The sequence below is a fragment of the Bradyrhizobium liaoningense genome (genome assembly GCF_018130785.1).
In the GTDB taxonomy this organism is placed as follows: domain Bacteria; phylum Pseudomonadota; class Alphaproteobacteria; order Rhizobiales; family Xanthobacteraceae; genus Bradyrhizobium; species Bradyrhizobium liaoningense_A.
In genome coordinates this window covers 326962-351183 of record NZ_JAFCJT010000002.1, presented here as the reverse complement: position 1 = coordinate 351183, position 24222 = coordinate 326962, and the positions used below count along the sequence as shown (strand labels likewise).

At 65.3% G+C, this 24222-nt stretch carries 22 protein-coding genes; 16 read left to right on the top strand and 6 right to left on the bottom strand.

Features of this window, described 5'->3' with window-relative positions; translation table 11 throughout:
* The first annotated feature begins 172 nt into the window (after positions 1–172).
* From JQ627_RS07280 to moaC, 4 genes are read left to right on the top strand one after another with little or no spacing between them, the layout of a single operon-like run.
* Positions 173–2071 carry a peptidylprolyl isomerase gene (locus tag JQ627_RS07280; protein ID WP_212483480.1) on the top strand — a complete coding sequence of 633 codons (1899 nt, stop codon included), beginning with the start codon at positions 173–175 and terminating at the stop codon, positions 2069–2071.
* A gap of 14 nt (positions 2072–2085) precedes the next feature.
* A complete protein-coding gene (gene trpD, locus JQ627_RS07275) occupies positions 2086–3099 on the top strand; it encodes an anthranilate phosphoribosyltransferase (RefSeq protein WP_212483478.1) in 1014 nt (337 codons plus the stop codon).
* Between the two features lie 9 nt (positions 3100–3108).
* Complete coding sequence (gene trpC / locus JQ627_RS07270) at positions 3109–3930, top strand: indole-3-glycerol phosphate synthase TrpC (RefSeq protein WP_212483477.1); 822 nt, start codon at positions 3109–3111, stop codon at positions 3928–3930.
* Between the two features lies 1 nt (position 3931).
* Positions 3932–4447, top strand: coding sequence for a cyclic pyranopterin monophosphate synthase MoaC (moaC, locus tag JQ627_RS07265; protein ID WP_212483475.1), 516 nt, complete (start codon positions 3932–3934; stop codon positions 4445–4447).
* A gap of 12 nt (positions 4448–4459) precedes the next feature.
* On the opposite strand, the gene JQ627_RS07260 is transcribed toward moaC, so the two are convergent.
* On the bottom strand, positions 4460–5053 hold the full coding sequence (locus JQ627_RS07260; RefSeq protein WP_212483473.1) for a CGNR zinc finger domain-containing protein: 594 nt from the start codon (positions 5051–5053) through the stop codon (positions 4460–4462).
* A 140-nt stretch (positions 5054–5193) separates the two neighbouring features.
* Between JQ627_RS07260 and JQ627_RS07255 the strand changes: the two genes are divergently transcribed.
* Positions 5194–6609 (top strand): amidase, encoded by a 1416-nt coding sequence (locus JQ627_RS07255; RefSeq protein WP_212483471.1) that lies wholly within the window; start codon positions 5194–5196, stop codon positions 6607–6609.
* Positions 6606–7862 (top strand): MFS transporter, encoded by a 1257-nt coding sequence (locus JQ627_RS07250; RefSeq protein WP_212483469.1) that lies wholly within the window; start codon positions 6606–6608, stop codon positions 7860–7862. Before JQ627_RS07255 ends, JQ627_RS07250 begins: the two co-directional genes overlap by 4 nt.
* Here JQ627_RS07250 and JQ627_RS07245 read toward each other — a convergent pair.
* Complete coding sequence (locus JQ627_RS07245) at positions 7843–8007, bottom strand: Flp family type IVb pilin (RefSeq protein ID WP_212483467.1); 165 nt, start codon at positions 8005–8007, stop codon at positions 7843–7845. The genes JQ627_RS07250 and JQ627_RS07245 overlap by 20 nt on opposite strands.
* 310 nt (positions 8008–8317) lie before the next feature.
* Between JQ627_RS07245 and JQ627_RS07240 the strand changes: the two genes are divergently transcribed.
* The gene (locus JQ627_RS07240; RefSeq protein ID WP_212483465.1) at positions 8318–11050 is read left to right on the top strand and encodes an EAL domain-containing protein; all 2733 of its coding nucleotides are present in this window, start codon (positions 8318–8320) and stop codon (positions 11048–11050) included.
* Between the two features lie 94 nt (positions 11051–11144).
* Here JQ627_RS07240 and JQ627_RS07235 read toward each other — a convergent pair whose 3' ends face one another.
* Positions 11145–12482: a S41 family peptidase gene (locus JQ627_RS07235; RefSeq protein WP_212483463.1), complete on the bottom strand. Its 1338-nt coding sequence runs from the start codon at positions 12480–12482 to the stop codon at positions 11145–11147.
* 307 nt (positions 12483–12789) lie between these two features.
* On the opposite strand from JQ627_RS07235, the gene JQ627_RS07230 reads away from it, so the two are divergent.
* The 8 genes from JQ627_RS07230 to JQ627_RS07195 all read left to right on the top strand — a co-directional run bounded on the left by JQ627_RS07230 (position 12790) and on the right by JQ627_RS07195 (position 19411).
* Complete coding sequence (locus JQ627_RS07230; RefSeq protein WP_212483461.1) at positions 12790–13923, top strand: alpha-hydroxy acid oxidase; 1134 nt, start codon at positions 12790–12792, stop codon at positions 13921–13923.
* 13 nt (positions 13924–13936) lie between these two features.
* Positions 13937–14563 (top strand): HAD family phosphatase, encoded by a 627-nt coding sequence (locus JQ627_RS07225; protein ID WP_212483454.1) that lies wholly within the window; start codon positions 13937–13939, stop codon positions 14561–14563.
* A gap of 155 nt (positions 14564–14718) precedes the next feature.
* On the top strand, positions 14719–14910 hold the full coding sequence (locus JQ627_RS07220; protein WP_212483452.1) for a hypothetical protein: 192 nt from the start codon (positions 14719–14721) through the stop codon (positions 14908–14910).
* Positions 14911–15136: 226 nt separating this feature from the next.
* Positions 15137–16348 (top strand): gephyrin-like molybdotransferase Glp, encoded by a 1212-nt coding sequence (glp, locus tag JQ627_RS07215; protein WP_212483451.1) that lies wholly within the window; start codon positions 15137–15139, stop codon positions 16346–16348.
* Positions 16349–16524: 176 nt separating this feature from the next.
* Positions 16525–17226 carry a transcriptional repressor LexA gene (lexA, locus tag JQ627_RS07210; protein WP_014494969.1) on the top strand — a complete coding sequence of 234 codons (702 nt, stop codon included), beginning with the start codon at positions 16525–16527 and terminating at the stop codon, positions 17224–17226.
* 196 nt (positions 17227–17422) lie between these two features.
* Complete coding sequence (locus JQ627_RS07205; RefSeq protein WP_212483450.1) at positions 17423–17620, top strand: hypothetical protein; 198 nt, start codon at positions 17423–17425, stop codon at positions 17618–17620.
* 191 nt (positions 17621–17811) lie between these two features.
* Positions 17812–18246, top strand: coding sequence for a hypothetical protein (locus JQ627_RS07200; protein WP_212483449.1), 435 nt, complete (start codon positions 17812–17814; stop codon positions 18244–18246).
* Positions 18247–18469: 223 nt separating this feature from the next.
* The gene (locus JQ627_RS07195) at positions 18470–19411 is read left to right on the top strand and encodes a GAF domain-containing protein (protein ID WP_212483448.1); all 942 of its coding nucleotides are present in this window, start codon (positions 18470–18472) and stop codon (positions 19409–19411) included.
* Positions 19412–19420: 9 nt separating this feature from the next.
* On the opposite strand, the gene JQ627_RS07190 is transcribed toward JQ627_RS07195, so the two are convergent.
* Positions 19421–21700 (bottom strand): ComEC/Rec2 family competence protein, encoded by a 2280-nt coding sequence (locus JQ627_RS07190; RefSeq protein WP_212483447.1) that lies wholly within the window; start codon positions 21698–21700, stop codon positions 19421–19423.
* A 94-nt stretch (positions 21701–21794) separates the two neighbouring features.
* A complete protein-coding gene (locus JQ627_RS07185) occupies positions 21795–22028 on the bottom strand; it encodes a DUF2171 domain-containing protein (protein WP_028149639.1) in 234 nt (77 codons plus the stop codon).
* A gap of 388 nt (positions 22029–22416) precedes the next feature.
* Here JQ627_RS07185 and JQ627_RS07180 point away from each other — a divergent pair, with 388 nt between their 5' ends.
* Positions 22417–23745 (top strand): MFS transporter, encoded by a 1329-nt coding sequence (locus JQ627_RS07180; protein WP_212483444.1) that lies wholly within the window; start codon positions 22417–22419, stop codon positions 23743–23745.
* Between the two features lie 64 nt (positions 23746–23809).
* Here the strand turns inward: JQ627_RS07180 and JQ627_RS07175 are convergent, their stop codons facing one another.
* Entirely contained in the window at positions 23810–24172 is a 363-nt protein-coding gene (locus tag JQ627_RS07175; RefSeq protein ID WP_212483443.1) for an SPW repeat protein, read from the bottom strand.
* Between the last annotated feature and the right edge of the window lie 50 nt (positions 24173–24222).

Sequence of the window (24222 nt, the reverse complement as noted above, 5' to 3'; positions counted from 1 at the left end):
GGCAGTTCCAGAGAGCTGAGGGCTTTAACCGCAGCGTCGAGGGACCGCGTGGCCCGAGGTTGCGGGGGGAAAGCCGCCACTTTATGATGATTGATCAATTTGGTGACGCGCTTTTGCGGAATCTGCATTAAGACGCGCTCCCGTTCCCCTCCTGCCAAACAAGTTGGACCAAATGCTTCGAGGAATGCGCAAGGCCTCATCAAACTGGCTCGGCAAGACCATTATGGCCGTGGTGATGGGCGTGTTGATCATCAGTTTCGGCGTTTGGGGCATCGCAGACATCTTCAAAGGCTTCGGGCAGTCCACGGTGGCCAAGGTCGGCAGCACCGAGATTTCGTTGAACGAGTTCCGGCAGACCTATACCGACCGGCTGCAACAGATCAGCCGCCAGTTCGGCCGGCCGCTGACGCCTGACCAGGCGCGTGCCTTCGGCCTCGACCGCCAGGTGCTCCAGCAGACGATCGCGGAGGCCGCCCTCGACGAAGAAGCCCGCCGGCTCGGGCTCGGCCAGTCCGACGAACAGATCCGCCAGGTCATCATGAACGACCCCAACTTCAAGGGCGTCGGCGGCAGCTTCGATCCGAACCGCTTCCAGGCCGTGATCCGCAATTTCGGCTATACCGAGCAGCGCTACGTCTCCGAGCAGCGCAAGGTGTCGCTGCGCCGGCAGATCACCGGCACGATCGGCGCCGGCCTCGAACCGCCGAAGGCCATGATCGACGTGCTGACGCGCTTCCAGAACGAGCAGCGTGCGATCGAATTCGTCAGGCTCGACGCCGCGCAGGCCGGCACCATCGACGCTCCCTCGCCCGAAGCCCTCGCCGCCTATTTCGAGGATCACAAGGTCCAGTTCCGCGCGCCCGAATATCGCAAGATCTCCTTCGTCGTGGTCTCGCCGGAAGAGATCGGCAAATGGAGCGACGTCTCCGACGAGGACGCCAGGAAGGTGTTCGACCAGCGCAAGGACCAGCTCGGTACGCCGGAGAAGCGCCAGATCCATCAGATCGTATTCCCGAACGCAGCCGAGGCGCAGGCGGCACGCGAGCGTCTCGCCGGCGGGATGTCGTTCGAGGACCTCGGCAAGGAGCGCGGGCTGACCGCCTCCGACGTCGACCTCGGGCTCGTGACCAAATCGTCGCTCGACCCCGCGGTCGGCGATGCCGCCTTCGCGCTTCCCGCAGGCGAGATCAGCCAGCCGATCCAGGGCCGTCTCGGCACGTCCATCGTCAAGGTCGACAAGATCGAACCGGGCAGTGAAGCGAACTACGCCAGCCTCGTCGGCGACATCAAGCGCGAGATCGCCACCGAGCGCGCCCGCGTGAAGGTCAACGATCTCCGCGACAAGATGGAAGACGAGCGCGGCGGCGGCGCCAGCGTGATCGACGCGGCGCAGAAGCTCGGCCTCACTGCCGTGACCATCGACGCCGTCGACCGCTCCGGCCGTGCCCCGAACGGCCAGCCCGTCACCAGCATCCCGCAGGGCCTCGACGTGGTGTCGCAGGCCTTCAACACCGATGTCGGCGTCGACAACGACGCGATCTCGTTCAAGGGCGGCTACGTCTGGTACGACGTGCTCGCCATCACGCCCTCGCGCGACCGCAATCTCGACGAGGTGCGCGACCAGGTCGAGGCGCGCTGGCGCCAGGACCAGATCGCCGCCAAGCTGAAGACCAAGGCGACCGAGATGGTGCAGAAGCTCGAACAGGGCGGCAAGCTCGCTGACGAGGCCGCCGCGATCAACGCCAAGGTCGAGACTGCCTCCGGCTTCAAGCGCGACGACTCGCCCGCCGGCGTGCCCGCCAACGTCGTTGCGGCCGCCTTCCGCACCGCCAAGGACGGCGTCGGACAGACGGCAGTGAGCGGCGGCAGCGAGGTGATCGTCTTCCGCGTCACCGACATCGTCGATCCCGCGGTCGACGCCGCGTCCGACGCGGTGAAGAAGCTGAAGGACAGCCTCGACCGCGCGCTGACCGACGAGCAGGTCGCCTCCTACGTCAACAAGCTTGAAACCGACATCGGGACCACCATTAATCAGGCCGCCTTCGCGCAGGTGACCGGCGCGAACCAGTGAGTTGAAAGCACGCGATGGACGACCTGAAATCGATCATTGGAAAAGTGGCGACCGGCGCCAGCCTGTCGCGTGACGAAGCGGCTTCCGCCTTCGACGCCATGATGTCCGGCGAGGCCACCCCGTCGCAGATGGGCGGCCTCCTGATGGCGCTGCGGGTGCGCGGCGAGACCGTGGACGAGATCACCGGCGCGGTCTCGGCGATGCGCTCCAAGATGCTGACCGTGACGGCACCGCCTGAGGCCGTCGACATCGTCGGTACCGGCGGCGACGGCTCCGGCTCGGTCAACGTATCGACCTGCGCCTCCTTCATCGTCTCGGGCGCCGGCGTGCCAGTGGCCAAGCACGGCAACCGCGCGCTGTCGTCGCGCTCGGGCGCGGCCGACGTGCTGGCCTCGCTCGGCGTCAAGATCGATCTCAGGCCTGAGCAGGTAGGCCGCTGTGTGCGCGAATGCGGCATCGGCTTCATGTTCGCCCCTGCCCACCATCCGGCGATGAAGAACGTCGGCCCGACCCGGGTCGAGCTCGCGACACGCACGATCTTCAATCTGCTCGGCCCCTTGTCGAACCCGGCCGGCGTCAAGCGCCAGATGGTCGGCGTATTCTCGCGGCAATGGGTGCAGCCGCTGGCGCAGGTGCTGAAAAACCTCGGCTCGGAATCCGCCTGGGTGGTGCATGGCTCCGACGGCCTCGACGAGATCACCCTCACCGGCCCGACCTTCATCTCCGCGCTCCACAATGGCGAGATCCGGAATTTCGAGGTGACGCCGGAAGACACCGGCCTGTCGCGCTGCGATCCCGGTGCGCTCAAAGGCGGCGACGCCGACGCCAATGCGATCGCCTTGCAGAGCGTGCTCGACGGCAAGCCGAGCCCCTATCGTGACGTCGCGCTGATCAACGCCGCCGCTGCGCTGGTCGTGGCCGGGCGCGCCAAGGACCTCAAGGAGGGCGTTGCGATCGGTACGAAGTCGCTCGACAGCGGCGCGGCGAGCGCGCGGCTGAAGCACCTGATCGCGGTCTCGAACGGCTGAGCTCCCCCAATGTCGGACATCCTGACCAAGATCGAAGCGTACAAGCGCGAGGAGATCGCAGCCGCCAAGCGCGCGCAGCCGCTCTCGGAAGTCGAGGCCAAGGCCAAGGCACAACCCGCCCCGCGCGGCTTCGTGCGCGCCATCGAGGCCAAGCACGCCAATGGCGACTACGCGCTGATCGCGGAGGTGAAGAAGGCCTCGCCCTCGAAGGGGTTGATCCGCGCGGATTTCGATCCGCCGGTTCTCGCCAAAGCCTACGAAGCCGGCGGTGCGGCCTGCCTGTCGGTCCTGACCGACACGCCATCGTTCCAGGGGCATCTCGACTTCATGGTGGCGGCGCGCGCGGCGACGTCGCTCCCGGTGCTGCGCAAGGATTTCATGTTCGACACCTATCAGGTGGCTGAAGCGCGCGCGCATGGCGCCGACTGCATCCTGATCATCATGGCCGCGCTCGACGATGCCGCCGCCAAGGATCTCGAGGACGCCGCCCTTGCCTACGGCATGGACGTGCTGATCGAAATCCACGACCGCGCCGAGCTCGACCGCGCGCTGAAGCTGCGTTCGCCGATGATCGGCGTTAACAACCGCAATTTGCGCACCTTTGAGACGACGCTCGCGACCAGCGAGACGTTGGCGCCGCTGATCCCTGCGGAACGTCTGATGGTCGGCGAGAGCGGCATCTTCACGCCCGCCGATCTCGCCCGGCTCGAGCGCGTCGGCATGTCGACCTTCCTGGTCGGCGAGAGCCTGATGCGCCAGGCCGACGTGACCGCCGCCACCCGCACGCTGCTCGCGCGCGAGAACGCGCCGCGCGCGACGGGTACGCGCTGACATGGCGCGCAAGCCCTCGACGACCAAGCCTTCCAGGACGGCCGGCGGTGCCCTCACCCATATCGGCGCCTCCGGCGAGGCCCGGATGGTCGACGTGTCGGACAAGCCGGCAACCGAGCGACTTGCCGTTGCCGAAGGCCGCGTCATCATGACCAAGGCGACGCTTGATCTCATAGTTTCGGGCAACGCCAAGAAAGGCGACGTGCTCGGCACCGCGCGCATCGCCGGCATCATGGCGGCCAAGCGCACCTCCGAGCTGATCCCGCTCTGTCATCCCCTCGCGCTGTCAAAGGTCACGGTCGACATCGAGCCCGACCCGAAGCTGCCGGGCTGCCTCGTCCGCGCCAGCGTGAAGGTGACGGGCCCGACCGGCGTCGAGATGGAGGCGCTCACGGCGGTGTCGGTCGCCTGCCTCACCATCTACGACATGATCAAGGCGGTCGAACGCGGCGTGCGCATCGAGGGCATCCACCTGGTCGAGAAGCTCGGCGGCAAGTCGGGCCACTACCGCGGCTGAGCGCCGCGTGATCTATTTCGCCTCGCGCTGCCGCTCGCGATAGGCGCGCGTCTTCATCCGGTTGCCGCACAGCGTCGACATGCACCACCGCCGCGTCGATGGTTTCGACCGGTCGAAGAACACCCGGCGGCATTCCTCCGACGCGCACATCTTGAGCCGGTCCAGCGTTCCCACAAGCGTGGCGTCATGAAGCTCGATCGCGATGGCCGACAGGCCTGCGAGCGCATCCTCGCGCGCTGCCGACAGCGTCGCGCCACGGCCTGCGCGCGCCTCAACCCGCAACGGAAACGGCGCGAGCGCCTCACTGAGAGTGCCGAGAACGCTCCTGTTCCGGGGGCGCTCGGTGGGCTCACATTGCAGATAGGCGCGAAGGGCGCCGCGCAGTCTTAGCGCAGTCTCGAACATCGCGAGCGTGACGCGCCCGCCCGCGGCGCCAAGGCCGCGTTCCCGCATCCAGTCCGCAAGTTCCTTCGGCCCGCCGAGTTCATCGCTCTCCGGGTGCTCCACGCCGAAATGCGTGAAGTGGCGAACATCGAGCGTGTTGGCGAAATCGTAGACGTTCGCCAACGTGTCGGGAACCTGGAATTTGCGCGACTCTTTCGACATCGGAACACCAACATGTGGAACACCAGTAAAACAGATTTACTGGTTGACAGCAAGCGACACCTGTATCCTAATTATACCGGTGTCGACTCCTTCGGGATCGAGCCGCCCATTGCGATCACCAGAACGGAGAACCCGCGCCGATGGCTGATGCCCTGCACTATCTCGAACTCACCGCGCTCGCAGCACGCCTCAAGGCGCGCGACATCTCCGCACTGGATGTGACACGCGCGCAGCTCGACCGTATCGACGCCATGGACCGCGATCTTGGCAGCTACGTTCACGTGATGGCGGAAACGGCCATCGCCGAGGCAAAAGCCGCGGACGACGAAATCGCACAGGGCCGGTATCGGGGCCCGCTGCATGGCGTGCCGATTGCGCTCAAGGACCTGTTCTGGACCCAGGGCATTCCGACCGCGGCCGGCACCACGCTTCATCGCGACTTTCGTCCCGGCGAAGACGCAACCGTCGTGCGCCGGCTCAAGGACGCAGGCGCCGTGATACTCGGCAAGGTGCAACTCACCGAGGGCGCCTATTCCGACCACCATCCGTCGGTGCCGCCGCCGAGGAATCCGTGGAACGCAAGTTACTGGCCGGGCATTTCGTCCAGCGGCTCGGCGGTCGCGACGGCCGCCGGGCTTTGCTTCGGCTCGCTAGGCTCCGACACCGGCGGCTCGATCCGCTGGCCCTGCGCCGCCAACGGCCTGACCGGATTGAAGCCAAGCTGGGGTCGCGTCAGCCGGCATGGCGCGTTCGAGCTGGCCGCGACGCTCGACCATGTCGGACCGATCGGCCGCAGCGCGGCCGATGCGGGCGCGCTGCTCGGCGCCATCGCCGGACACGACCCCAGCGACCCGACCTCGGTGTTCAATCCGGTGCCCGACTATCTGGCCGCGGCCGCACAGGACGTGCGGGGCTTGCGGATCGGCGTCGACGTTGCCTGGAACAGCGAGGACGTGGACGTTGCGACACAACGCGTGCTGGCGGACGCCATCGATGCGTTCCGCGCGCTTGGGGCCGACATCGTCGATGTCAGATTTCCCGACGTCATGCAGGCGATTGCCGACTGGACACCGAATTGTGCGGTGGAAGCTGCGGTCGCGCACGAGGCGACCTATCCTGCCCGCAAGAACGAGTATGGTCCGATGCTCGCCTCACTGATCGAGGCCGGTCGCGCGTTCTCCGCTCTCGATTATCAGAAGATCCTGCTGCGACGGCTGGCGCTGCGCGGCCGGGTGACCGCGTTGTTCGAGACCATCGACCTGCTGCTGATCCCGGTACACCCGTTCCCGCCGGTGACGCTCGCCATGATCCAGACGCTCGGCGAGCAGCCGGATCTGATCGCGAAGCTGCAGCGCTACACCTGCCCGTTCGACATGACCGGTCATCCCACGATCACGCTGCCAGGTGGCGCATCGGCAGACGGACTGCCGATCGCGTTCCAGCTCGTCGCCGCTCATCTCGACGAGGCCATGCTCGTGCGCGCCGGCGCGGCGTTCCAGCGGGTCACATCCTGGCATCGTCGCCATCCTTCCCTCAGCTCGCGGAGGCAGCATTGACCCTTCAATCCACGCTCGCTCAGCGAAGCATTTTCCATGGCTGGTTCGTCGTCGCGGCGGCGTTTGCCATCATGTTCGTCGGCTTCGGTTCCGCCTACACGTTCAGCGCATTTCTGGAGCCGCTCCAGCGCGATTTCGGCGCCTCGCGAGGTTCGATCTCGCTCGTGTTTTCGATTGCGGGCTTTCTGTACTTCGCGCTCGGACTCGTCAGTGGTCCGCTCGCCGACCGACTCGGCTCGCGTCCGCTGGCCGTTAGCGGCATGATCCTGATCGCGGTCGGACTTGCGGCCGCAAGCGCGGCACGTTCCCTTGTCGAGGTCTATCTCGCCTACGGGCTGGGTGTCGGCCTCGGCGTCGGCTGCGCCTACGTTCCCGCGATCGGCGCTGTGCAACGCTGGTTCGTCAAGCGCCGCGGCTTCGCCTCCGGGCTCGCGGTGAGCGGCATCGGGCTCGGTACGCTGGCGATGCCGCCGCTCGCCTCATTGCTGATCGCATCGGTGGGCTGGCGCGGCGCCTATCTGGCGCTGGGCGCGATCGCGCTGGTGCTGGGCGGCGGAGCGTCGCTGCTCATCGAGAACGATCCGAAGGATCGCGGCCTCGGACCCGACGGCGATCCGCCTCGCGAGGCCACGGGCGCAAGCAACGCCGGCGGCGCTTCGGTGCGCGAGGCCGTCCGGTCGACGCGGTTTGTCGCCCTCTACGTATCGTGCTTGGTCTGCTCGTTCGGCGCCTTCGTCCCGTTCGTCCATCTCGTGCCTTACGCGCGCGACCACGGGGTCGCGGCGTCCTCTGCGGTACTGCTGCTCGGCGTGATCGGGGCCGGCAGCACCGCGGGCCGCTTCTTTCTCGGTGCGCTCGCCGACCGGATGGGCCGCGACCGCTCGCTGATCATGGTCTTGGTCGGAATGGCGTTCGCGATGGCGATCTGGGCCATCGCCGCCGATGTCTGGACTCTCGCCGCTTTTGCCTTCGTCTATGGCGTGTTCTACGGCGGCTGGGTCGCCGTGCTGCCCGCTGTGGTCATGGACTATTTTGGCGGACGCAACGTCAGCGGAATCATTGGTATTCTCTACACGAGCGTAGCGTTCGGCACGCTGGTTGGCCCGAGTGCGGCCGGCTTCGCCTATGATGTCAACCACAGCTATACGTTGCCGATCCTGGTCAGCGCTGCCGCGAACATCGTCGCGGCGCTGATCGTCGTGGCGATACTGGCGCGCAGCGGAGCCCACGCGATCAGCGCAGCGAAGAGCTGATCGACCCGAATTTTGCGCTGAGCCTGCTCCCCATGCCGTTCACGACGGTGATGATCGCCAGCGCGATGCCGGCGGCGATCAGGCCGTATTCGATCGCGGTCGCACCATGCTCGTCGGCGAGGAAGTTGTTCAAGGTGTTTTTCATCGTCGTGTCCTCTGTGTCGCTGGCAGGCATGCTCGCAAATCACATGCCAGTGCCGACCTGAGGATCGCCAACACCTTGGATGGTTAAGCCATGGTTGATCGTGGCGTGACCGGCAGGAATTGACCGGCATCGCGAGAGCTACCGGCAATTCCTGCACGTCTTGCGTCGCGCGCATCAATTGCTTTTGCGCGCGGCCGTTCATGTCGCATTAACCGCGCTTCCTAACTTCGCCTCCACACCGTTCCCGTAAACCAACGGATGTTTCCGGGGCCAAGAATTGACCCTGACGTGTGCACCGCCATGATCCAGCATGATGACGAGATTCAGCAATCGCCTCTTTGACCAGGCCTTCGTTCGCAGCGGACCGATCCGCTGGCTGGTAGTGGGCGGCACGCTGCTGATCGCGGCAATCGCCATTGGCTCGGTCCTGATGGCGCAGAACTTTCGAGAGCGCGCGCTGCGCAACAGCGGGCGCGAGCTGGAAAACACCGTGCTGCTGCTCGCTCATCATTTCGATCAGCAGTTGCAGGATTTCGCGGTCATCCAGAAGGATTTCGTCGACCACGTCCGCACAACCGGCATCGCAGGCGCGGAGGACTATCGCAAACGCCTCTCCGGCCAGGACGTCCACCGGATGCTGCGCTCGAAGATCGAGGCGCTGCCCTACATGGGCGGCGTCAACATCATCGATGCCGAAGGCAACGTGATCAACTCGTCGACGACATGGCCGGCTCCCAAAGTGAACGTCGCCGATCGCGCCTATTTTCGCACTTTCAAATACGATCCTAACTCGCCGAACGTGCTGATCGAGCCGGTGCACAGCCGCATCTCCGGCGCCTGGACCATCCTGATCGTGCGCAAGATCGTGGGACCGAACGGCGAGTTCTTGGGCGTGGTCGGGCGCGGTATCGAACCCGCCAATTTCGAGAAGTTTTTCGAGTCCGTCGTGCTCGGCGAAGGCGCCACGATCTCGATGCTGCATCGCGACGGCACGCTGCTCGCTCGCTATCCCCATTCCAGCGAGTTGATGGGCAGGAATTTCAAGACCGGCCCGTTCGAGCATCAAAGGGTCTTCGGGCTCGATCATTTCGCCGGCCGGTTCATGAGCCCCGTCGACGGAGAGGACCGGCTGATCTCCTCGCGCGCCCTGCCCCACTTCCCGATCCTGATGATGGCCACCACGACGCGCGCAGCGGCGCTGACGGACTGGCGCGAGCAGATCGGCATCCTGATCTCGGTTGCCGGCGCCTGCGCGCTCGCCATTGCGGGCGTGCTGATCGCGATCGTGCGCAAGCTGCTGGAGCAGCACCGCGCCTCCCGCGAGCGGCTGACGCTGGAGAAGCAGCGCCTCGACCGCGCCGTCAACAACATGACGCAGGGCCTGCTGCTGTTCGACGCCGAGCGGCGGCTGGTGATCTGCAACCAGCGCTACATCGAGATGTACGGCCTGTCAGCCGAGGTGGTGAAGCCCGGCTCCAGCTTCCACGACATCATCGCCCACCGCAAGGCGACCGGCTCGTTCACCGGCGACATCGACGACTATGTCGTCCGTGTGCTGCGCGACATTCATGTGCGCAACTCCATGGTGATCGATACCTCCGACGGGCGCTCGATTCACATCCTCAACGAGCCGCTCGCGGACGGCGGCTGGGTGGCGACCCACGAAGACGTCACCGAGCGCCGGCGGACCGAGGAGCGCATCACCCACCTCGCCCACTATGATGCGCTGACCGACCTGCCCAACCGCACCATGTTCCATGAGCATCTGCGCGAGCAGCTGGTTGCCATCGCGGGCGGCGAAGAAATCGCAGTGCACTACATCGACATCGACGAGTTCAAGGGCGTCAACGACGCACTCGGCCATCTCGTCGGCGACGAGCTGTTGAAATCGGTCGCGCAGAGTCTGCGCCGCTGCGCGGGCCCGACGGATTTCGTGGCGCGGCTCGGCGGCGACGAGTTCGCCATCGTGCAGAGCGCGGTGACGTCGCTGGAGCAGGTCAACGATCTCGTCGCGCGGGTCTTCGAGGCCATCCGCACGCCGTTCGACTGCATGGGCCATCATCTCACCACCGACGCCAGTATCGGCATCGCGCTGGCGCCGGGACACGGCACGGTGCTGGACCAGATCCTGAAGAACGCGGATATGGCGATGTACGCCGCCAAGGCCGCAGGCCGCCGGACCTATCGCTTCTTCGAGCCGGAGATGGACGCCAAGGTCCGCGAGCGGCGCCAGCTCGAGATCGATCTGCGCCACGCCATCGCCCAAGGTGGGCTCGAAGGCGGGCTCGAAGTCTACTACCAGCCCTGCCTCGGCCTGAAGGACGACCGGATCACCGGCTGCGAGGCGCTGGTGCGCTGGCGCCATCCCGAGCGCGGCATGGTCTCGCCCGCCGAGTTCATCCCGATCGCCGAAGACACCGGCCTGATCAACGAGATCGGCGAATGGGTGCTGGCCACCGCCTGCCGCGATGCCGCCAACTGGCCCGACGACATCCGCCTTGCCGTCAACGTCTCGCCAGTTCAATTCAAGAGCGGCACGTTGGCGCTGAAGATCGTGGCGGCCCTTGCCGCCTCCAATTTGCCGGCGAGCCGGCTCGAGCTCGAGATCACCGAGGCCGTGCTGATCCGCGACGACGAGACCGCGCTTGCGATCCTGCACCAGCTCCGCGCCATCGGCGTACGCATTGCGCTCGACGATTTCGGCACCGGCTATTCCTCGCTGAGCTATCTGCACCGCTTCCCGTTCGACAAGATCAAGATCGATCGCTGCTTCGTCAACGACATCGCCGGGCCGGACGGCTCCGCCAGCATCGTGCAGGCCGTCGTCAACCTGGCCGCCGCCCGCCGCATGACCACCACGGCCGAGGGCGTCGAGACCGAGGAGCAGCAACGCCTGTTGCGCGCGCTCGGCTGCTCGGAGATGCAGGGCTATCTGTTCAGCGCCGCAAAACCGGCCGACAAGGTGCTGGAGCTGTTCGCACTGCACCGCAGCCGCCTCGCCCAGCGCGGCGGCGAGGAAAGCCGGCGCCGCGAGGCGGGCTAGGGCAGTCTTCTCAACAATTCGAAGCGTCACCGCACGAATTCGCCCGGGAGCGGTGATCCACTCCCGGGCGATCGATGTCTCGAAGTCGTAAGGCTTAGTTCGGCACCGCAGCCTTCGGCGCGGGCTTGGCCGCGACGGCATTCGCGGTCACGCCGTGCAGGAAGTCGTAGGCCGTATGCAGGGCCTTGTCGTCCTTCTCTTCCGGCGGGACGTAGGATTGCGATCCGGTCTGCTCGGTGCCGTCGGCAGCCGACAGATGCCCGCGCATCTGGGACTCCGCCATGGTGTCCATCCGGCCTTTCAGCTCGGGCGGCACGTCCTGGAGGATCTCGATGTCGGGCGCGATGCCCTGGGCCTGGATCGAGCGGCCCGACGGCGTGTAGTAGCGCGCGGTGGTCAGCGCCAGCGCGCCATTGCCGGCGCCGAGCGGAATGATGGTCTGCACCGAGCCCTTGCCGAACGAGCGCGTGCCGATGATCGTGGCCCGCTTGTGATCATGCAGCGCACCGGCCACGATCTCCGAGGCCGAGGCCGAGCCGCCATTGACCAGCACGACCAGCGGCTTGCCCTTGGTGAGGTCGCCGCCATGCGCGGTGAAGCGCTGGGTCTCTTCCGGATTGCGGCCGCGGGTCGAGACGACCTCGCCGCGCTGAAGGAATGCGCTCGACACCGACACGGCCTGGTCGAGCAATCCGCCCGGATTGTTGCGCAGGTCCATCACGTAACCCACGAGCTTCTCCGGCGGGACCTCCTTGGAGATCGACGCGATCGCCTTCTTCAGGCCGTCGGTGGTCTGCTCGTTGAACGAGGTGACGCGGATATAGCCGATGTCACCGTTCTCGACGTGGAAGCGCACCGGACGCACATGGATGATCTCGCGCTTGATGGCGACGTCGAGCGGGGCGTCGGCGCCCTTGCGCACGATGGTGAGCTTGGTCTGGGTATCGACCGGCCCCTTCATCTTGTTGACGGCCTGCTCGAGCGTCATGCCCTGCACGGCATCGCCGTCGATCTTGCTGATGAGGTCGCCGGACATGATGCCGGCCTTGGACGCCGGCGTGTCGTCGATCGGGGAGACGACCTTGACCAGGCCCTCCTCCATCGTGACCTCGATGCCGAGCCCGCCGAACTCGCCGGAGGTGGTCTCCTGCATCTCGGTCCACGCCTTGTCGTTCATGTAGCGTGAATGCGGGTCGAGCGAGGTCACCATGCCGGTGATCGCGCCCTCGATCAGCTTGGAATTGTCGGGCTTCTCGACATAGCTCGCCTTCACCCGCTCGAACACTTCTCCGAACAGATTAAGCCGCGAATAGGCATCATCCGCGCTCGCTGCCGCCCGCGCCGCCCATACTCCGCCGTGCGGGCTCGCGACCAGAAGGGTCAGACACGCTCCCGTGAGCGCGCCCAGGGGGAACAGCAGGGTTTTCCGCATGGATAGGCTGGCCTTCTTGCTTGGAGCTTTGCTTTGAGCTTGGCAGGCGCCATGCAAATGGCGATCCAGCCCGTTGTTCACAATACCATTCTGGTTTCTTCAAGGCCGGGACGCCACGCCGGCGGGTACATCGTAAAAATCCCTTCGTCCGGGCCTAAACTTTTGGCAACGTTCCGAAACCGTTTCACGCAAAGCGGGAATCGGCCGGCCGGGCCACGCCTCGCAGCTATGCGATTTTAGGATGGTTTTGGAGGTCCGAACGCGATAGGCGATGACAATAAGACTTCAAATTCTCGGGAGGACAACAATGAATGACGCGCCCCGCATCCGGTCGGAAAGGAACGTCGAACTCGGCTCCAGCAACGAGCTGTTCCAGAACCTGCATGAATTCATCCGGAAGGCGCGCGCCAACCTCAACCAGAACGCCTGGGACTATATCGTCGGCGCGGCCGAGACCGAGACCACGATGCGCCGCAACCGCATGGCGCTGGACGAGATCGCCTTCAGGCCGCGCGTGCTGCGCGACGTCCGCGAGGTCGATGGCTCGGTCGAGCTGTTCGGGCGCAGGATGCGGCTACCGGTGGTGCTGGCCCCTGTCGGCGCACTGGAGATCTTCGATCCGGACGGTGCGGCGAGCGTCGCGCGCGCCTGCGGCACCTTCGGCGCGGCGCACATGCTGAGCTCGGTGTCCGAGCCCGGTCTGGAGAAGACCGCCGAGGCTGCCCCTGATGCGCTGCGGCTCTATCAACTCTATGTGCGCGGCGACGATGATTTCGTCGCCGATGTCGTCAGCCGGAGCGAGAAGAACGCCTACGCCGCCTTCTGCCTGACCGTTGACACCGCCCATTACAGCCGTCGCGAACGTGACATTGCCAAGCGCTATGTTCGCGAGAGTCGCCTGCGCGCCACCGGCGGCGACTACCAGAAGGGACTGGAGTGGCGGACCGTGAAGATGGTCAAGGACAAGTTCAAGATCCCGCTCATCCTGAAGGGTATCGCGACCGCCGAGGACGCGCAGATTGCGATCGATCACGGCGTCGAGTGGATTTACGTCTCCAACCATGGCGGCCGCCAGCTCGATCACGGCCGCGGCGCCATGCATGTGCTGCCGGAGATCGTCGAGGCCGTGAAGGGACGCGCCAAGATCATGGTGGATGGCGGCTTCTGCCGCGGCACCGACATCGTCAAGGCGATCGCGGCGGGTGCGGATATGGTCGGCATCGGCCGGCTGCAATGCTGGGCATTGGCTGCGGCCGGGGAAGCCGGCGTGACGCGAATGCTGGAGCTGCTCGAGGACGAGGTGCTGCGCTGCCTCGGCCTGTTGGGCGCCAACTCGTTCGCCGGCGTCAACAAGTCCTGCCTGCACCAGGCGACCGCAACGAATGCGCCGAGCGTGTTCAGCGCGTTCCCGCTCTTCGACCACGACCCATATCGATATTGAGTGAAAGGATGCAATGAGCTCGCTCTCTCCCGGCAGCGCGGACGCGCTCCTGTTCGATCTCGGGCGCGTCGTGCTCGACATCGATTTCTCCAAGGCGATCGCCTGCTGGGCGGCACATGCCGGTTGCGAGCCGGAAGCCATCGTCGCGCGCTATGTGCGGGACAGCGAAGCCTACCGGCTGCACGAGGTCGGCAAGATCAGCGACGAGGCCTATTTTGACTCGTTGCGCGTCTCGCTCGGGATCGCCATTTCGGACGCGCAGTTCCTGGAGGGCTGGAACGCGATCTTCGCCGGCGAGATGCCCGACATCGCCGAACTGCTGCCGCGTGCGGCAAAGCAGATGCCGCTCTACGCCTTCTCCAACACCAACCGGCCGCATGTGGACCACTTCTCGAAGGAATATGCCGGCCTGCTCGGCCATTTTCGCGCGCTGTATCTATCGTCCAGCATCGGCCTGCGCAAACCGGATGTTGAAGCCTTCGACCATGTCGTGGCCGCGATCGGCGTGCCGGCGAACCGTATCGTGTTCTTCGACGATCTTGCCGAGAACATCGAAGGAGCGCGGTCCCGCGGCCTGACCGCGGTCCACGTGACCTCGCCCCGCGACGTCGGGAACGCCCTCAAGGCGCTCGGAATCTGATCGCTGGCCGGCAAGCCGACAGGCCGCGAATGGAACTATTCTGCCATGGGGTGAGGAACCAAAATCCTTTGTGCATTTTTGTACAGAATTCCAGGAACGAATGCCCGCCTCAGGACTCATGAGTCAGTTGGGACATCTACATCGGACTTATCGTCGTGTTGGGCAAAGCCTACCTCACTAAGCAGGCCTCTCTGCTGATGAAATTCGCCAGAAGCACATCGGATTCTGAGCTTTCCGCCAAGCTGATCAGCAAGGCCGCCGACCTGAAATCCCAGGCCGACCCGCTGCCTGACAAGGACCAGGGCTCTGCAGCGCCGGATGTCAGTCCATACAAGTCAGGGGCCTGACCGATGCTGGCCGTGGCGGTCGTCTTTCTCGTCCTCGCCATAGCCATCCTCGTGCCGGTCTGTCTCGCCTTCCGGATCATGCCGCGGCGGACTTGATGCTCACCCTTCAGAGCGGATGACGCAGGATAAATCATCCTGCGTGGCCATTGTTTTGCCACTGCGCCTGCACTCGGCTAGAACTCTCGCCGCCGATTTGCCCGAACGGGCTTAGCAGGAGTTTTCACCCGTGGCCCTGATGCCGGTTTCCGACGCGCTCGCCGCGGTGCTGGCGGGTGCAGAGCCGCTGCCTGAAGAGATGATTGCGCTCGACGCAGCCTTCCACCGCGTACTCGCGCGCGATGTCGCGGCGCGGCGCACGCAGCCGCCGCAGGCGATGTCGGCAATGGACGGCTATGCCGTGCGCGCGGTCGATGCGGCGAAGATCGACGCCACGCTCACGGTGATCGGCGAGGTCGCGGCGGGCCGGCCGTTTGCAGGAACGGTGGGCACCGGCGAAGCCGTGCGGATCTTCACCGGCGGCGTCGTGCCTGATGGCGCGGATGCCGTCGTGATCCAGGAGGACACGGTTGCGGATGGCAAGCGCATCACGATCAGGGAAGCTGCCGTTTCCGGGCGGCACATCCGCCCAGCGGGCGTCGATTTCTCCGAGGGCGACGTGCTGCTGCGCGAGAGGACCCGGCTGACCGAGCGCGACCTGGCACTCGCCGCCGGCATGAATCACCCTCACCTACCCGTCCGCCGCCGCCCGAAGGTCGCGATTCTCGCCACCGGCGACGAGCTGGTGATGCCCGGTACGACGCCGGGCCACGGCCAGATCGTCTATTCCAACGGCTATGCCCTGCACGCGCTCGCCCGCAGCGAGGGCGCCGAAACCATCGACCTCGGCGTTGCCGCCGACACGCTGGAGGCGACCACGGCCGGCATCGGCCGCGCGCGGGAGAGCGGCGCCGACATCCTGATCACGACCGGCGGCGCGTCGGTCGGCGACCACGATCTGGTCCAGCAGGCGCTGAGGGGCGCAGGCATCTCGATGGCGTTCTGGAAGATCGCGATGCGGCCGGGCAAGCCGATGATGAACGGGCGGCTCGGCACGATGCGCGTGATCGGCCTGCCCGGCAATCCCGTGTCATCCTACGTTTGCGGCTTCCTGTTCATGGTGCCGCTGATTCGCGCGCTCTCGGGCCGTTCGATGATTCATCACCGCCGCGAACGCGCGGTGCTCGGCCGCGATGTCGGCGCCAATGACCAGCGCGAGGATTATCTGCGCGCACGCCTGGAGTTGCGCGACGACGGCACGCTCATGGCCCTTCCAGTCAAACACCAGGATTCCTCGCTGCTTGCGAATCTCGCTGCGGCACAGGCACTTCTCGTGCGGCCGCCATTCGCGCCGAAGGCCGACGCCGGCACGCCTTGCGAGGTCTTGCGGCTGCCCGTCTGACCGCTTCGTTCGCGTGCGTTCCGCGAACTTTGACGCGTTCACGGTAAATTAAGCAGTTGCGGAACATGTATCGAACATATAGTGTCCGTTCATGATTTGTTTCGAGCATGTAGCGGCTTATTGCTGAATTCAGCGTCTCGGAATCGAACGACATCAACCGGGGGATTTTGGTCGAGATGTTAACGCGCAAACAGTATGAGCTCCTGCGGTTCATCAGCGAACGGCTGAAGGAAAGCGGCGTGCCGCCCTCCTTCGACGAGATGAAGGATGCGCTCGACCTGCGCTCGAAATCGGGGATCCATCGCCTGATCACCGCGCTCGAGGAGCGCGGCTTCATCCGGCGCCTGCCCAACCGCGCCCGCGCCATCGAGGTGATCAAGCTGCCCGAGCTTCAGGCCGCCGCCGGCAGCCGCCGCGGCTTCACGCCGAGTGTCATCGAAGGCAATCTCGGCAAGGTCCGCACGACTTCCAGCCCACCCGCGGACGAGGGCGAGCGCCCGGTCGCGGTGCCCGTGATGGGCCGCATCGCGGCCGGCACGCCGATCGAGGCCTTGCAGACCCGCAGCCACACCATCAGCGTACCGCCTGACATGCTCGGCTCGGGCGAACATTATGCGCTCGAAGTGCGCGGCGATTCCATGGTCGAGGCCGGCATTCTCGACGGCGACATGGCGCTGATCCAGCGCAACGAGAGCGCCGATACCGGCGATATCGTGGTGGCGCTGATCGACGACGAGGAAGCAACCCTCAAGCGCTTCCGCCGCCGCGGCGCCTCGATCGCGCTCGAGCCCGCCAATGCGGCCTATGAGGTCCGCATCCTGCCGCCCAACCGGGTCAAGATCCAGGGCAAGCTGATCGGGCTGTACCGGAAGTACTGATACCGGACGCACTGGTATCGGTTATTGGGCGCCTCGCGCGCTTTCGATCGGCATCGCCGATGCGGGCGATTGTCCGCTTCCGCTGGATAGTCTTTCTGATTTCGCGCAGATTATCCGGCCCCTCCTCCATCAGTACATCCTCGGCGCGCCGCACGAAGCAACACTGCTTCGCGGCCATCAGGTTCGAGGAGAAGCCATGCGCCAGACCGTTCTGAGCATAGTCGCTGCGGCGCTGATCGCAGCATCAGCCTCGCAAGCCTTCGCCGCGCAATCGCGACATGTCCGTAAAGACACCGCCGTGAACGAGCAGGTCCGCAAGGCCCGCAACGCGGTCGAGCAACCGTCGCGGCCGGGCTGGCAATATTCCGGCTGGTCGGCGCCTGCGGGGCGCTGACACGCGCGTCCCGAATGCCCAGGGGCGGGCTTTGTTCCCAGTGGATTCGGGAAAGATAATGTGATCGCGGGCTACGACGGCGAGCCGCAGATTTGCCTACAACCGAGAAGACGCTATCATGCTTCCACTCTGATAGAGGCCTGCGCCTCGATAAGAGACGTGGGTCGCTATCCCTGCAAGAGGAGCACCCGATGTGTGACTACAGCCTGCATGCCGTCGCGTCGCGTCCCGCCGAAGTCGGCGAGACGATCGTCACGACAACCTTCCGCGGTACCTCGACACGCGGCTTTGCGTCCGCAGCCGATCCGACCGTCGCGGTTTGCCTGCTGCCGGGAACGGAGCTCGCCTTCGCCGACAACGTCCGCTACGACAATCGCTGGATCTGGACGCGGACCGTCAATTCGCGCGTCGGCAAGTTCGGCAAGATCGATCCACATATTCCCGATCGCCATCACGACGCGATCGAATTCCCCGATGGAAAATACGTGCTGGTGACGCAACTCGTCGAAGGCCAGCGCGCGACAGTGCTGCAACTGCCGGTGACCCAGCCGGTCGGCGAGCGCGAGCACAAGCCGCAGATCAGCGCGGACAGCCGGCCGACCATTACCCACCTGCCGATCGGCTGACACAGCCATCCCCGGCCGGCAGGTCGGGCCAGGATTGAAATTGCCATCGCCGGCCGAGGCCGGCGAGATGGTATCGTTTGCGTCCCGCGAAATTGCATCGGGCGGACCAAGCCGCAGCGCCTCCCACCGCACGAAGTTTGCGCTGTCCTGCCTGAATTTTGAACGTCCGTTCCGCAGCCAAATGGCCGATGCTCAATGCGGCTTGAGACGGCGGGCACGTTCGATGAAGACCTTCATTCGCGTCGTTGAACTCTGGGTGCCCGACCGGACGCGCATGCGGCTGGAATTCGGCGGCGGCCTCTACGGCGAAGGGCTGTCCGCATTCAAGGCCGTGAGCGAAGATCTGCACTTCGGATATGACGAGGGGCTTCCCGGCAAGGCCTGGGCCGGCGGCCACCCCGTGATCCTCACCAAATTCACCGATTCCTATTTCAAGCGGACCGATCAGGCCATCGCCGCCGGGCTGACCTGCGGCGTGGCGGTGCCGGTGTTTTCAGGCGAATTCCTGCAAGCCGTCATGGTGCTGTTCTGCGGCGACGACGAGGCCCATGTCGGCGCAATCGAGCTCTGGCACAACGATGCCGAAACCTCCCACGAGATGGGGCTCGTCGACGGCTATTACGGCACCGCCGACATGTTCGAATTCAACTCCCGCCACACCAGATTTCCGCGTGGCTTCGGCCTGCCCGGCCGCATCTGGAAAGCCGGCCTGCCGCTGATCATCAAGGACCTGCACGATGCCAGGAGTTTTCTGCGCTGGGAGGACGCCGCCAAGGTCGGAATCAATCTCGGCGTCGGCGTTCCCTACCGGACCGGCTCCGATCAGACCTGGGTGCTGACATTCCTCTCCGCGCAGGCGACCCCGATTGCACGACGCTTCGAGATCTGGGTCCCGGACGAGGCCCGTTCGGCGCTGGTCTTCCGCGCCGGCGATTGCAGCGCGCAGACCGACCTCGCCGCGCTCTATGCGGAGAAATCCATCGCCAAAGGCGAAGGCAGCATCGGCGGGGCCTGGGCCACCGGCATGCCCGCGCTCAACGACGATCTCGCGCGTGACGGCTCGATCGCGGCCTCGCAGGCCAGCGCCTCTGGACTGAGCCAGATGGTCGTCCTGCCGGTCATCGGCAACGCCAGGCTCGACGCTGTGTTGGCCTGGTATCTGTGACCCATCCGCTCAATCCTCGGCCTGCAGGTCGGCTTCCGATGGCGTCGCGTCGCGGTTGCGGGGAGCCGCCGCCTGCGGCGCAAGGCTCGCGCCGAAATCCGCCTCGCCGGCCGCTGCCGGCGACCACGGACGGTCCGTCCCCCTCGTCTTCGCCGCCTGAACCGCAAAGCCGTCGCCGCTTCGCGTCAGCGCCAACGCGCCCTGCCTTGCGAGACGCTGGCGGTCGACAACCATCGCCGCGCAATCCGGCGGCGCCGGCCGCGCCGTCACCACCAGCGCAGCACGGCTGCAATCGTCAACCAGTGAATCGATGCGCAAGGCCAGCGCGACCAGGCGCCCGTCGGCGAGCGGCGTCACGCAGCCGGCCTCGTCGCACGACACGCCGGCGGCCAGTGAGGCAGTACCGGCGTCGCGCGGATCGGCGTCGGCGGCGAGCCATTCCTTCAGAAGAAAACCGTCCTTGCTCGACCTGATCAGATGCAGCTGCCCATCCCTGCCCCGCACCGCGACGCTCTGGCCGTCACCGGCAATCAGGACATCGGGCTGCCGCGCGGACAGTCCCCAGACGATCGCGGCCAACAACACCACCGCGCCTGACCAGCGCAGAGGCGTGCGCAACAAGCCCAGCACGATGATCCCGAGACTCGCGGCGATCAGCGGCGCGATGCCAAAAGCCGGGAGGCGGCCGACCGCGCCCGGCAATGCCGCCACCCAGCGCGAGACTGCGACCATCCAATCAATGCCGATCCCCATCACCCACCAGCACACGCCATCGAGCCCGAACGGAGCCAGGAGCAATCCGAAAAGTCCGGCCGGCATCACCAGGGCCGAGACCACCGGCATCGCCCCGAGATTGGCGAGCACGCCGAATGGCGTCACGCGGTGGAAATGGAAGGCGGCATAGGGCGTGGTCGCGAGCCCCGCGATCAGCGAGGCCAGGAATAGCATCGCGATCTCGCGCCCGCCCCACATTGCAATCCGCGCGGTCGCGGAATGATCGGGCGACGCAAACAGGTTCGGCATCCCGATCTGCACCAGCGCGACGAGCCCGAGCGTTGCCGCAAACGACATCTGAAAACTAGGATGGACCAAAGCTTCCGGCGCGACTGCAAGCACGATCAGCGCGGCCACCGCCAGCGTGCGGAACGTGATGGCGCGGCGATCGACCATGACCGCGATCAGCACCACCGCAGTCATGAAGAACGATCGTTGTGTCGCGACCTCCGCGCCCGATAGCAGCAGATAGAACGCGGCTGCGACCAGGGCGGCGGCCGCCGACCATTTCTTGATGGCAAAGCCGGCCGCCATTCCGGGGATCAACGCCAGCAGCGCGCGCACCGCGAAGAAGACCACGCCGGCGACGACCGCCATGTGGTAGCCGGAGATCGAGAGCACATGGCCGAGCCCCGAGATGAACATGGCGTCGTTGACGGGCGTGCTGATCGCATCGCGCCGGCCCGTGAGCAGCGCGGTCGCAATCGCCCGGTTGTCGCCCTCGAGCGTGGCGCGGATGCGCGCGTCGATCGCATCGCGCAGCCCCTGCATGAAGGCGGCATAACGCAGCCGCAAGCCACCGGCATCCGGCGGCACCGATGCCGCAATCGTTCCCATCACGAAGCCGGAGGCGCCGATGCCCTGGAAGAACATGTCGCGCGAAAAGTCATAGCTGCCGGGGCGCACCGGCGACAGCGGTGGCAACAGCCGCGCCTTCAGTTGCACGAAGCTCCCGACCTCGGGCGCAGTCCCCTTGCGCACCGAGAGGCGCACGCGCTCGAGCTTGACGTCGCTCCGCTGCGCCTCCATCGCGGTGACGCGCAGGACAAAACGGTCGGTGCGTTCGCGGATGTCGCGGGTCTCGACGAAGCCCGACAGCGCGACAGAATAGAGCGGCTTTGCTAGCACCGTGTGCGCGATCCGCGCGGTCTTCCAGGTCGCCGTGGCAAGACCGGCCGCGATGGCCGCGATCATGATCGCCGGCGCAAACCACCGGCTCCGCCGCAGCAGCACGGCGCCAATCATGAGCGCGATGGCCGTCGCGGCAACGACCCACAGCACCGGTTCATGATCGGCGGCGAAGTAGAGCGCGATGCCGCCGCCGAACGCGACCGGCACCCACGGCAACAACCGTCCCGCGCCGGCCTCGGCGCGCGCCCATTCGCGCAGGGTCTCGCCGATTGCGGGCCAGACGCCCAAACCCGCCGGCGCAAAGCCGCCGGCCGGTGCAGCGCGGCCGACCGGCCACGTCCCGGCGACTCCCTGGGAGCGTACTGGCCGGCCCGGCTCCGCCATTCCCTGCACCTTACGATACGCGACAGGCCTGGAGGCTACCGGAACGTGCAGGCAGGCGAATAGCGGTACGGATCAGGAACGGGACGAACGGACCCTACTTTTCCTCTTCCATCGTCACGGCGACATCCGCCTTGGCCGAGAGCCGGACCTTGTTGCCCTCGACACCGGCGACGAGGCCCTTGTCGATGAAGTGATGGTGGCCCTTGTGGCTGCCCTCGCCGCTGTCCTTCTTGGTCAGCTTGATGCGATGGCCCTCGACCTTGTCGACCGTGCCGATGTGGACGCCATCGGCGCCGATGACTTCCATATGCTCTGCGATGTTCTGCATAGTGAGATCCTTGTTGGGGACCCACACAACGCCTGAGAGGCCTTTCCGTTCGTTCGTGACAAAACCGGCCGGCGCGATGGGCGACTGTTCCATCTCGGGACGGGTCACTCGGTTCAGGTCGATCGAGCCGAAAGTCTCATAAGACGCCAGCCCCGGCAGGATTACATTGCTTCTACGCCTCCCCGGCAGACGGGCAGGTCGTGATAGCTCGCGGTACCGAAGAGACCGCTGGAGCTCTTTCTCAGGTGGCTCAAGCGCCCCTAAGACCAGGCGTTGCGGACGCAACTCGCAATTCTCGCCTGTAGCGTTCGCGCACCAAGCGCACTCCGCGAGCGAATGGGCGCTGAAAAGCGCCAAGAGTAGCGCTTGAATTTGATAGGAGCAGCACATGGCAGTTCAAGTACCGAGCGATTTTCGCCGCGTGATTGTTGCTGCATCGGTGGGAAACGTCATCGAATGGTATGATTTCTATATCTTTGGCAGTCTGGCCGCAGTTCTGTCGGTCAAGTTCTTCGAGCAGTCCCACCCGGTTGCAGCCCTCCTCAGCACGATCGCGCTGTTCACTGCAGGCTTCCTGATCCGTCCGCTGGGAGCTTTCCTCTTTGGATGGATGGGCGACCGGGTCGGGCGAAAATATACGTTCCTCATCACGCTGAGCGGAATGGGACTGGGTACGGGGGCAATCGGGTTGATCCCGACCTACCAGTCCATCGGTCTGACGGCGGCGTTCCTTCTATTCGGCTTGCGCATGATCCAGGGTCTGTGTCTGGGCGGCGAATATGGCGGCGCCATCACCTATGTGGCAGAGCATGTTCCGGACGAGAAGCGCGGCTACTACACCGGCTGGCTGCAGACCTCGCCAACTCTCGGCATCGTGGTGTCCCTGGCCGTGATTATCCTGACACGGACCTGGTTCGGCAATCAGGCCTTCGACGAATGGGCGTGGCGCGTTCCGTTCTTGGTGTCCTTCTTGCTGGTGGCCATCGCGATCTATATCCGCCTCCAGCTCCAGGAGACGCCGATCTTCCAGGAGATCAAGGCCCGTGGACAGATGACGAGGAATCCGTGGAAGGAGGCCTTCCTCGGTTCGAACATCAAATACATCGGGATCGCCGTCGTGGTCCTGATCGGACAGGGCGTGGTCTGGTACAGTGGTCAATTCTGGGCGCTGTACTTTCTGCAGCAGGTCTCCAAGGTGGACCCGCTGACCTCGGCCTACATCGTGGGAACCGCGCTGCTCATTGCAACGCCGAGCCTGATCTTCTTTGGCTGGCTGTCGGATCAGATCGGCCGCAAGCCGGTGATTCTTGGAGGCATGCTGCTCGCCGCGATCACGTACTATCCGCTGTATCTGTGGCTGGGATCGGTCACGCAGCCCGGAAACATCAACTATCCGACCGCGATCTTCATCATCTTCATCCTCGTTTGCTATGTCGGGATGGTGTACGGGCCGGTCGGCGCGTTTCTGGCGGAATTCTTCCCCGCCAGGATCAGGTACACGTCAGTCTCCGTGCCGTACCACATCGGCAACGGTTGGGGTGGCGGATTGGTGCCGTTCATCACCTCGGCGGCATTCGCCGCGACCGGCAGCATCGGCTACGCACTGATCTACCCGATCGTGGTCCCCGCGGTGTGCTTCGTGCTCGCTGTCTTCTTGATGCCGGAGACGCGCAAGATCAGCATCTGGCAACCGATCGAGCCCAGAGCCGCGTCTTAAGGTAATCACCTCTCCTCCGGCCGCCAGCCGATGGCGGTCGGAGAGGAGCCGGCAACCTCTCGTCTCAGCCGGCGCGGTGAGGCCAGTGATCGTGCCACCAGCTACCGAAGTCGCGATCGGTCATCAATTCCCAGACCGCGAGCAAGATCACCAATAGGCCCGACACTATGCTGCTGACCGTGGCCGATACGGGCTCATAGCCAATGGACCAAGGTGCCAGCACCAGAGCCAAGCCCAGCAGCATTTCGCCCCACTCTTCCAGGTAGGACGGGATGACAAAGGCTTCCACGGCAAACAGCATGACGCCGAGCCCGAGTGCGATGGTGATCCAGACGGCAGCGCCGGATAAGCCGAGGACAAAGGACGACAGGACCAGCCACACGCCCACCAACAGGCTACCAGCGTCTTGCCAATGTTGGATGCGCATGATGCTCACCTCCCTTCTCGTATAATGTGGGGGGCGCGCCCATGAAGAAC

Bases quoted from the DNA above. Each gene is read 5' to 3' on its own strand.
- JQ627_RS07175 (WP_212483443.1), bottom strand. From the start codon at position 24,172: ATGCGCATCCAACATTGGCAAGACGCTGGTAGCCTGTTGGTGGGCGTG.
- JQ627_RS07280 (WP_212483480.1), top strand. From the start codon at position 173: ATGCTTCGAGGAATGCGCAAGGCCTCATCAAACTGGCTCGGCAAGACC.
- JQ627_RS07230 (WP_212483461.1), top strand. From the start codon at position 12,790: ATGAATGACGCGCCCCGCATCCGGTCGGAAAGGAACGTCGAACTCGGC.
- lexA (WP_014494969.1), top strand. From the start codon at position 16,525: ATGTTAACGCGCAAACAGTATGAGCTCCTGCGGTTCATCAGCGAACGG.
- trpD (WP_212483478.1), top strand. From the start codon at position 2,086: ATGGACGACCTGAAATCGATCATTGGAAAAGTGGCGACCGGCGCCAGC.
- JQ627_RS07180 (WP_212483444.1), top strand. From the start codon at position 22,417: ATGGCAGTTCAAGTACCGAGCGATTTTCGCCGCGTGATTGTTGCTGCA.
- JQ627_RS07200 (WP_212483449.1), top strand. From the start codon at position 17,812: ATGTGTGACTACAGCCTGCATGCCGTCGCGTCGCGTCCCGCCGAAGTC.
- JQ627_RS07195 (WP_212483448.1), top strand. From the start codon at position 18,470: ATGAAGACCTTCATTCGCGTCGTTGAACTCTGGGTGCCCGACCGGACG.
- JQ627_RS07190 (WP_212483447.1), bottom strand. From the start codon at position 21,700: ATGGCGGAGCCGGGCCGGCCAGTACGCTCCCAGGGAGTCGCCGGGACG.
- JQ627_RS07185 (WP_028149639.1), bottom strand. From the start codon at position 22,028: ATGCAGAACATCGCAGAGCATATGGAAGTCATCGGCGCCGATGGCGTC.
- JQ627_RS07245 (WP_212483467.1), bottom strand. From the start codon at position 8,007: ATGAAAAACACCTTGAACAACTTCCTCGCCGACGAGCATGGTGCGACC.
- JQ627_RS07225 (WP_212483454.1), top strand. From the start codon at position 13,937: ATGAGCTCGCTCTCTCCCGGCAGCGCGGACGCGCTCCTGTTCGATCTC.
- JQ627_RS07260 (WP_212483473.1), bottom strand. From the start codon at position 5,053: ATGTCGAAAGAGTCGCGCAAATTCCAGGTTCCCGACACGTTGGCGAAC.
- JQ627_RS07235 (WP_212483463.1), bottom strand. From the start codon at position 12,482: ATGCGGAAAACCCTGCTGTTCCCCCTGGGCGCGCTCACGGGAGCGTGT.
- JQ627_RS07240 (WP_212483465.1), top strand. From the start codon at position 8,318: ATGATGACGAGATTCAGCAATCGCCTCTTTGACCAGGCCTTCGTTCGC.
- moaC (WP_212483475.1), top strand. From the start codon at position 3,932: ATGGCGCGCAAGCCCTCGACGACCAAGCCTTCCAGGACGGCCGGCGGT.
- JQ627_RS07255 (WP_212483471.1), top strand. From the start codon at position 5,194: ATGGCTGATGCCCTGCACTATCTCGAACTCACCGCGCTCGCAGCACGC.
- JQ627_RS07205 (WP_212483450.1), top strand. From the start codon at position 17,423: ATGCGCCAGACCGTTCTGAGCATAGTCGCTGCGGCGCTGATCGCAGCA.
- trpC (WP_212483477.1), top strand. From the start codon at position 3,109: ATGTCGGACATCCTGACCAAGATCGAAGCGTACAAGCGCGAGGAGATC.